Origin of the sequence: Bacteroides sp. 1_1_14, assembly GCF_000162515.1 — a bacterium.
Taxonomy (GTDB): Bacteria; Bacteroidota; Bacteroidia; order Bacteroidales; family Bacteroidaceae; genus Bacteroides; species Bacteroides thetaiotaomicron.
The window spans coordinates 21582-29804 of record NZ_GG774717.1 but is presented as its reverse complement, the minus strand read 5'-3'; the positions used below and the strand labels follow the sequence as shown (position 1 = coordinate 29804).

The 8223-nt window shown below is 55.8% G+C and carries 9 protein-coding genes and 1 pseudogene; 7 read left to right on the top strand and 3 right to left on the bottom strand.

Going from position 1 to position 8223, the window contains the following annotated elements:
- Positions 1-475: 475 nt before the first annotated feature.
- The 3 genes and pseudogenes from HMPREF9007_RS00720 to mobA all read right to left on the bottom strand — a co-directional run.
- Positions 476-1396 (bottom strand): annotated as a pseudogene (locus HMPREF9007_RS00720) (YWFCY domain-containing protein); the annotation flags it as partial.
- Positions 1397-1433: 37 nt separating this feature from the next.
- Positions 1434-2579, bottom strand: a complete 1146-nt coding sequence (gene mobB, locus HMPREF9007_RS00725) for a conjugal transfer protein MobB (protein ID WP_004295463.1) — start codon at positions 2577-2579, stop codon at positions 1434-1436.
- Positions 2573-2995: a conjugal transfer protein MobA gene (gene mobA / locus HMPREF9007_RS00730; RefSeq protein ID WP_004295462.1), complete on the bottom strand. Its 423-nt coding sequence runs from the start codon at positions 2993-2995 to the stop codon at positions 2573-2575. The genes mobB and mobA overlap by 7 nt, the downstream gene beginning before the upstream one ends.
- A 703-nt stretch (positions 2996-3698) precedes the next feature.
- Between mobA and HMPREF9007_RS00735 the strand changes: the two genes are divergently transcribed.
- The 7 genes from HMPREF9007_RS00735 to HMPREF9007_RS00765 form a co-directional block, all read left to right on the top strand.
- The gene (locus HMPREF9007_RS00735; RefSeq protein WP_004295460.1) at positions 3699-4451 is read left to right on the top strand and encodes a ParA family protein; all 753 of its coding nucleotides are present in this window, start codon (positions 3699-3701) and stop codon (positions 4449-4451) included.
- A 6-nt stretch (positions 4452-4457) separates the two neighbouring features.
- Positions 4458-4880, top strand: a complete 423-nt coding sequence (locus tag HMPREF9007_RS00740; RefSeq protein ID WP_004319163.1) for a DUF3408 domain-containing protein — start codon at positions 4458-4460, stop codon at positions 4878-4880.
- Positions 4881-4921: 41 nt separating this feature from the next.
- Positions 4922-5341, top strand: coding sequence for a DUF3408 domain-containing protein (locus HMPREF9007_RS00745; RefSeq protein ID WP_004295458.1), 420 nt, complete (start codon positions 4922-4924; stop codon positions 5339-5341).
- Complete coding sequence (locus HMPREF9007_RS00750; protein WP_008763828.1) at positions 5338-6078, top strand: hypothetical protein; 741 nt, start codon at positions 5338-5340, stop codon at positions 6076-6078. The genes HMPREF9007_RS00745 and HMPREF9007_RS00750 overlap by 4 nt, the downstream gene beginning before the upstream one ends.
- 145 nt (positions 6079-6223) lie before the next feature.
- A complete protein-coding gene (locus HMPREF9007_RS00755; RefSeq protein ID WP_004319158.1) occupies positions 6224-6526 on the top strand; it encodes a DUF4134 domain-containing protein in 303 nt (100 codons plus the stop codon).
- A gap of 20 nt (positions 6527-6546) precedes the next feature.
- Positions 6547-6873: a DUF4133 domain-containing protein gene (locus tag HMPREF9007_RS00760; RefSeq protein ID WP_029429442.1), complete on the top strand. Its 327-nt coding sequence runs from the start codon at positions 6547-6549 to the stop codon at positions 6871-6873.
- Between the two features lie 7 nt (positions 6874-6880).
- Positions 6881-8223, top strand: a 1343-nt coding sequence (locus HMPREF9007_RS00765; RefSeq protein WP_008763827.1) for a TraG family conjugative transposon ATPase, incomplete at its 3' end; no start/stop codon positions are given.

Here is an 8223-nt window from a genome sequence, read left to right as displayed (position 1 = left end):
TCATACCTGCACCCCATTCGGCTTGCCTTGCGGTTCGCTTACTCGCATTCTTACGAGAGAGATACAGGCTTGCCCTGTTCCACGTAATTGACAAACGGATAGTTTAGGTTCTGCCAAGTCCGCCGGCAGTGCTGTGTCCGTGTAACCCCAACATGGGCAAGGGTTATCCGACTGCTTACCTTTTGGTGAGAGCTAAAGTATCTTGCGCTCCTTCAAACCTTACGACGGCTAAAGTCAGTTCACTTACGTTAACCATGCTATCCAGCCTCGCCACTCAACGGTATGATACTAACCGTCCTTGACATTCCCTCACGGTTCAGTCTTGTCCTTTCGGAAAGTGTACTTTGTCCTATAAGCTTGGCACAACCCATCACTGGAGATGCACCTTATAGTAGGCTACCGCTGACGGAACAGCGGGTTAAATCATGCAATTAATATCACTGTCTAACAATCAATTACGTGACTTTACAGGTCACACCCAGCTTCGGTTCAGGTTGAGCATGATGGTATAGGCGCTCTCGTAGGCGTCCGAAATATCGGTCATGAAGTCCGGGTGAATGGGGTTACAGCGGTGCGAGCGGCGCGGGTCGTCGAAATTTATGACGTAGAAAGTCGGGATTTTCTTGTAACCTTTCTGGTGATTCAGCAGGTGGTTGTAAGCGATTTCCGAAAGATCGGGAAACTTGTAGTCATAGATGTATTGGGTATAGCCCTTTTCGATTTGCTGTTTAATGAACTGGTTTACAACACAATAACTCTTCCCGCTGCCCGGGCTTCCCATGCAGATGCAAGCCCTTTGCGGGTTTACAACGTTGGCGAACCCGTTGTTCCACTGTTTGTTATAGTAAAATTTCGTCGGCAGATTTATGGAGTACTCGTTCTCGATCAGGCGTGTTTCCTGCTGGAATGATTCGTTCTCGTTATTGAAAGGGTCATCCATGAGATTGTTCTTCAGCAGGCGGGACATCCACACGCCGCCCATCAAGAGGCAGATATACCCGGCCGATAGGGTCAGTATGTAGAAAGCCGCGTTCGCCGCTGCCGTCAGCGGCAAGTCCAGCAGCCACCAGTTGAAGAAGAACAGCACGCCTCCCGTGGCCAGCGATGCCGTGATTTTCCGCCAGGTAATTTTCTCCTCTTTTACTCCTTTTGTCCCGAGGCATGAAAGGGCGAGGAACACTACGGCGAAAAGTTTCGTCCATAGTATATTCCGGAACAGCCCCGCGGTGCGGTCGAAGTTCAGCAGAATCCTATCGACCACGCCGATATTGATTCCCCATTCCCGTATCTGCCCGTAGCAGAACCAGTAGATGTTGATAACCACGAACAAGATACTCAATGCCCGCATGAAATCCATTGTTTTAGCAAGACCCCGAAGGTCGTCTTCCTGTTGCATAACCGTAAGATTTAATAAATGAATGATAATTGAGATGTTATACTTTCCTCCGTCGTGAGGTATTCCGCTTCCGTTGCCCGTCCCGTCCGGCAGGCGCTTGTTTCGGGGACAAGCCCCTCGTGTTTTCCCCGGGATTCCGTTTTCCGCCGAAGCGCAGCTCGAAGGCGTTGGCCGAGTATGCCTTTCCCAGCCGTGATCCGTTCACGACCGTCCGTGTTTCGTGGTCAATGAACGTCACACCCACGATGCGGCCGTTTTCGTTGCGTCGTATGTAGAGATCCACCCGGGCTCCCCGCAGGCGTTCGCGCAGTTCTTCCTCCGTGGGTTCTCCCCGAAGCGCTTTATCGACCCGGCCACGGATTTGCCTCCTCGTGTCGTCCTTCCCGAACCGTTCGGCGCTACGCTCCATGTGCCGTTCCAGCCCGTCATACCCGACCTCTTTACCGAACAGTGAGGATTTGAGCGGCGCGGCCACTGCCTTGTCCCCGTTCTCGTCCAGCAGCGTGTAGAGCAATCCCCGGTAGGGGGTTCCGTTCCGCTCTCCCCGGACTTCCTCTATACCTATATTATATAAGGACAGCAATGCCCGGAACTCGCCGAGGGTTTGGAAGCGGTATGTCGCCACGGCCGGTTTTATTACCGCTGCCACCTGGCGTTTCAGGTCGCCCCGCGTGTAATCGGCGGGGACGATCCCTTGCCCTTTCTCCCGCCTTCTCCCTTTGGCGGGATGCAGTCCGTACTCCCGTTCCAGTTCCTCGGTAACGGCCACGCTGCGTTCGTTGCGCCTGCTGTCGTTTATCTTGCGCCCGTCCTGGGCCACCTGCACCGACACGATATGGATATGCTCCCGTCCGATGTCGGTATGCTTGAATACGATATAAGGTTGTCCTCCCCAGCCCATGCGCTCCATGTAGGCCCCGGCTATCTCCGCGAGCTGCCCGTCGTCAAGGCGGTCTTCGGGAGCCGGGTTGAGCGATACGTGCACGACGGGTTTTTCCGTCCGGTAGTGCGAGGGCATCCAGCGCAGGAGGTCTTCTGCCGTCGCGGCCACGTTGAAGCGCCCATCCGCCGGCTCCCTCACTATGTGGGTCAGCAGTACTTTCCCGTCGCCCCGATCGACTTTCTCCTGGTTGTACGCCAGCGCGCCGTACACGTCTTTTCCGGTGGTGATATTGGCTACCATCGCTGTTTGAACTCTTCGGAGAGCGACACGACCTGCTGCCCGACGGCCGCCAGTTCACGTGTCGCTCTCTCCAGTTTATAGAGCAGCGCGAGTGTTTTCTTCTCGGAAAAATGCGCGTGCAGCTCCTTCACCACCTGGTTGTAATTCGTTCCCACGGCACGGAATTGGGCGTGGAAAGCGGTCAGCTTCGCCACGTATTCGAGCGTTCCCCGGTCGGTCTTTACCACCCGGAACGCCTCGTTGAACACTCTCGCTTTGATAAAAGCGGCTTTGGACAATAGCCCGGACTGCTCGTAAAGGTCGAGGAAACGGGCATGTTCCACGGCTGAAAAGTTTACCGAAAAGCGGTAAACGGCCGGGTCGTTTTTCGCGGGTCGTCCCCCTTTGCCCCCTCGGGGCTTTCTGTTCTTTTCCATCGCATCGAAATTTTAAGGAGAGGCCAGAGCCCCACCGGTTCCTGAAAATTCCGATCCCTTCGCGGCCTGCCGCCCTTCTGAAAAGCACCGACTCCGGAGGTGCTTTCTCCCCCTTGCGGGCAAGCTGTTTTCTGCTGCAAAACGAGAATCGTGCAGCAGAAAACACAGCTTGCTATTTGCCCTTTGCAAATACCTTCTGCCCGCTCGCGGACAGAACATTGAAAGAGCCGCCGTAAAACGGGGCAAGGACGGCTTCATTAGCGTCGGGATCGTTCACGAGGCAAAGATACCGACCTATTCAATCACTTGTGCCATAAGCGATTACGCCACTTGCGTCCACTTTGACGCCACACGCGGCCATAGCGGAAAAAGAGCATACAACCCGTGTTTTTAAGGGTTTACTTTGCACGTGAGAACGGATACGGGCAATGACACATCCCCCTGTCCGCACACGTGTGGACGGATGCAGAAAACATCGTGTGCAGAGGAAAAAGCGGGTCTTTGTCCGGATAAGCAAATGCGGTTGCGCATGAGTATAAAATCGGACACGCGCCCATGCACCGGCATACCGGCGTAACAGCCTGCCAGCGCACCAGCATATATGCGTGCCGGCATACCAGCATAAAATCTCATGCCGTCACTTGTCCGGATACGTGAAGAGATGAACGATTACCCGATTGTATAACTAAAAACGCATGGAACAATGAAAGAGAAAACGAAATTCGTGGCCTTCTCCACCCAGAAAGGCGGAGCGGGCAAAACCACCCTCACGGTGCTGGCAGCCTCTTACCTGCACTATGTAAAGGGTTTCAATGTCGCGGTCATCGACTGCGATTATCCCCAACACTCCATCGTGGAGATGCGGGAACGTGACCTGAAGCTTGCCCTCGAAGACGAACATTACAAGAGGTTAGCTTACGAACAATTCACCCGGCTTCAAAAGAAAGCCTATCCTGTCGTGGAAAGCAACACGAAAGAGGCGTTGGCCGATGCCGACTACCTCCTGCCGCAAGGTGATTTCGATTATGTGTTCTTCGACCTTCCCGGTACGATCAATAACGAGGATCTGATTCATTCCCTGGCCGGAATGGATTATCTCGTCGCCCCGATCAGTGCCGACCGGGTTGTCATGGAAAGCACCCTGAATTACGCGGTTGTGGTAAAGGAGCATATCATGGGCCGCGAGAAGTCCCGGATGAAAGGGCTGTATATGCTATGGAACATGGTGGACGGACGTGAAAAGACAGAGTTATATCAGGTTTACGAGGCGGTAATGAAAGAGCTGGGTCTTCCTGTTCTGAAGACCTTCCTGCCTGACACCAAGCGTTTTCGTCGTGAGCAGAACGCCAGCCGTCGCTCTGTCTTCCGCTCCACGCTCTTCCCGGCAGACCGTTCTTTGATCCGGGGCAGCAACCTGGATAAACTCGTGGATGAATTGATCGAACTGTTAAAGTAGGATCTTATGAGCGGAAAAGAACATGACGACGGTTTGGACGCTTCCTTCATCATCAGCCAGGCCAAAAGCCGAAACCGGCCATTACATCCTTACACGCCGGAAAAAGAGGAGGAGGCATCGGCTCTATCGGAACCGTCCGGCGAGGCCGCCGCCTCGCCGGCTACGAAAGAGGAGGGACGCCGCCGAAGAGGGAAAGGCCAGGATTACGAGCGTCTTTTTATCCGGAACGCCCCCTCCAATACCCGAAGCGGCAAAACGGTGTATATCCGCAAGGAGTTTCACGAGCGTATAACCCGGATAGTGCAGGTTATCGGTAAGAACGAACTCTCGCTGTATAGCTACCTGGACAATGTGCTGGAGCAGCATTTCGCGACCTATCAGGAGGAAATTTCGGAACTCTACAAGAAACGGAACTCCGATATTTTTTAGTTATGAACCCAATATTTACAACCTATTAAAAACAATCCATCATGTCAGACAAAGCAATTATTTTATCTGTTATCCTGGCGGCCGTCCTTTGCGTCGCCGTGCCCTTCATCTTCCGCGTGTGCCGCTACCGGCGCAGGATGAAAACCCTTATCGTCCCCGACGGCCCTTCGGGGGAGGTCGCCGTGGGGACTGTCCCCACCCCCGAGGCCGAGTACCTGGCCCGTTACATCTGCCTGCTGCGGCTGCCTTTCGCCGGTAACAAGCACGTGAAGATACGTCCGTCGTATCACGAGCGTATCCGCGAGATCACCCGTGTCATCGGTCGTGGCGACGTGACGATCACGGCCTACGTGGACAAGGTTCTCAAGGCGCACCTGGACGATAACCGGGAAACCATCGAGCGGCTTTTCGAGGAGCGTGAGGCCGTGGCCTCCCGGCAACCCAAAGCGGAGGAGCGATGAACGGGGCGTTGTGGCTGCTGCCCCTCTTTGCCGTGGGGTATGCCTTGTGGGCGTTTTTCCGCCTGCGGCGGATGGAACGTAACGAACCGGCAGACGGGATCGTTGCCGAAGACACGCCCTGCCGGCAGGAGATCATCGGCAGGAGCCGCTTTGTCCTCGACTTGCGCCACTCCCGGCCACAAGCTGCCGTAGAATCTGAAACTGAAAAAGTTACGGAAAAAGCCGATATATTTGTGCCCACGAATGTACCCGAACACCCCCGGCAGATTCCGCCGGAAGACCTGGATGAAGTGTTCGGTGTCGCTCCCGAGGGGGAGCCTAACGAACCTCTGGAAATCGACTTTCCGCTGTACGATGAATCTTTCCCGGATGCGGACGCGGAGGAGCCGGATTATGACGAGGATGAAGACGACACCGAAGAGCTGCCCCTTTTGGGCCGCTCGCTTGCCCAGGGGGTTAGTTTTGAACAGATGGGCGAAGCCTACCGCCACGTGGTACATGATCCACCTTCAACAGACGAGCAAAGGGAGGAAACGGGACGTGTCCTCCTGGGCCTGAAACAGACCGACATGTTCGAGGTCATCGTTTCGGGCCGCCCCGACGGGAACGACAGGGTAAAATCCCTGATCGACACCTACCTCTCGGCTTTTCACCGGCGTATGTCCGAGAGGTCTGCGGAAAGCCCATCTCCGCAGGGTTCGGTTCCCACGGGTTTCGACGTCCGTGAGTTTGTTTAACCCCATAATGACATCACGATGAAAGAAAAAGACTACGGGTAGCGCGTGAGGCTATCCTCGAACCACTGAAAAAAATCGAATCAAGAAGTTTAACCCGGTGCGGGGCCTATCCATCCCCGCGCCACAATTCAAACATTATCGAGTTATGAGAAAGAACAAGATTCTTCTTCCGGCGGCATTTCTCTTTGCCGCCATCTCCTCCGCTTTCGCGCAGGGCAACGGCATCGCCGGCATTACGGAGGCTACCAACATGGTAACCAGCTACTTCGACCCCGGCACGAAACTCGTGTACGCTGTGGGGGCTGTGGTCGGCCTTATCGGGGGCATCAAGGTCTATAACAAGTTTTCGAGCGGCGACCCCGACACGTCGAAGACCGCCGCGAGCTGGTTCGGCGCGTGTATTTTCCTGATTGTCGCCGCGACGATCCTACGCTCTTTCTTCTTGTAGTCCAACCTGTCATGCAAATAATTATGGAATATGGAATCAACAAGGGAATCGGCAAGAGCGTGGAGTTCCGGGGCCTGAAGGCGCAGTACCTCTTCATCTTCGCGGGCGGCCTGCTGGCCGTCTTCGTGGTGTTCGTCATCCTCTACATGGCAGGGGTCGATCAGTGGGTATGTATCGCTTTCGGCGTTGCGGCGGCTTCGGTGCTGGTCTGGCTTACCTTCCGCCTGAACACCCGTTACGGGGAACACGGGCTGATGAAGCTGCTCGCCGCGCGCCGGCATCCCCGCTACCTGCTCAACCGCAAGTCCCTGCGCCGGTTGCTGAAAAGAAAGGGGGGCCGCGTATGAGAAACTCTTGAAAGCCACCACGCTGGAAAGCAAGTTCCCGCTCCTGGCCGTGGAAGGCGGTTGTATCATCAGCAAGGACGCGGACATAACGGTCGTCTATCGGGTCGAACTCCCGGAGCTGTTCACCGTCACGTCCGCCGAGTACGAGGCGATCCACGCCGCCTGGTGCAAGGCCCTGAAGGTCTTGCCCGAATACAGCGTGGTACACAAGCAGGACTGGTTCATCCGCGAGCGTTACCGCCCGGCCACGGGCGAGGGGGACATGAGTTTCCTCTCCCGCAGTTACGAGCGGCATTTCAACGAGCGTCCGTTCCTGACCCACGCCTGCTTCCTCTACCTGACGAAAACGACGAGGGAGCGTATGCACATGCGTTCAGACTTCTCGACCCTCTGCCGGGGCAACATCATTCCCAAAGAGGTAAACCGGGAATCGGCGACAAAATTCCTGGAGGCGGCGGAACAGTTCGAGCGTATTCTGAACGATTCGGGTTTCTTGGCCCTTGTCCGCCTCACGGGGGACGAGATCACGGGTACGGCGGATTGTCCGGGCCTGCTGGAGCGGTACTTTTCCCTCTCGCTCTCGGAGACGACTTCTCTTCAGGACATCGAGCTGGGGGCCGAGGTTCTGCGCGTGGGCAACAAACGGGTGTGCCTGCACACGCTCTCGGACACGGAAGACCTGCCGGGGCGCGTGGGTACGGACACCCGTTACGAGCGTCTTTCCACCGACCGTTCGGACTGCCTGCTCTCGTTCGCGGCCCCCGTGGGGCTTCTGCTTTCCTGCGACCACCTTTACAACCAGTACGTGTTCCTGGAAGACAGCGACGAAAACCTGCGTATGTTCGAGAAACGTGCGCGTAACATGCAGTCCCTTTCCCGCTACTCCCGCGGGAACCAGATAAACAAGGAGTGGATCGACCAGTATCTCAACGAGGCGCACTCGTTCGGTCTTCAATCCGTCCGGGCCCATTTCAACGTGCTGGCCTGGTCGGACGACGTGCAGGAGCTCCGGCATATCCGCAATGATGTGGGCAGCCAGCTCGCTCTGATGGAGTGCCGCCCGCGCCACAACACCGTGGATGCCGCCACGCTCTACTGGGCGGGTATGCCGGGTAATGCGGGGGATTTCCCCGCCGAGGAATCGTTCTACACGTTCATCGAGCCCGCGGTCTGTTTCTTCACGGAGGAAACCAACTATAAATCCTCGTCCAGTCCTTTCGGCATCAAGCTGTGCGACCGCATAAGCGGCAGGCCCCTGCACCTGGACATCTCGGACGAACCGATGAAAAAAGGGATCATTACCAACCGGAATAAATTCGTGTTAGGCGGCTCGGGGTCAGGCAAGTCATT

Bases quoted from the DNA above. Each gene is read 5' to 3' on its own strand.
- mobB (WP_004295463.1), bottom strand. From the start codon at position 2,579: ATGGTAGCCAATATCACCACCGGAAAAGACGTGTACGGCGCGCTGGCG.
- mobA (WP_004295462.1), bottom strand. From the start codon at position 2,995: ATGGAAAAGAACAGAAAGCCCCGAGGGGGCAAAGGGGGACGACCCGCG.
- HMPREF9007_RS00735 (WP_004295460.1), top strand. From the start codon at position 3,699: ATGAAAGAGAAAACGAAATTCGTGGCCTTCTCCACCCAGAAAGGCGGA.
- HMPREF9007_RS00740 (WP_004319163.1), top strand. From the start codon at position 4,458: ATGAGCGGAAAAGAACATGACGACGGTTTGGACGCTTCCTTCATCATC.
- HMPREF9007_RS00745 (WP_004295458.1), top strand. From the start codon at position 4,922: ATGTCAGACAAAGCAATTATTTTATCTGTTATCCTGGCGGCCGTCCTT.
- HMPREF9007_RS00750 (WP_008763828.1), top strand. From the start codon at position 5,338: ATGAACGGGGCGTTGTGGCTGCTGCCCCTCTTTGCCGTGGGGTATGCC.
- HMPREF9007_RS00755 (WP_004319158.1), top strand. From the start codon at position 6,224: ATGAGAAAGAACAAGATTCTTCTTCCGGCGGCATTTCTCTTTGCCGCC.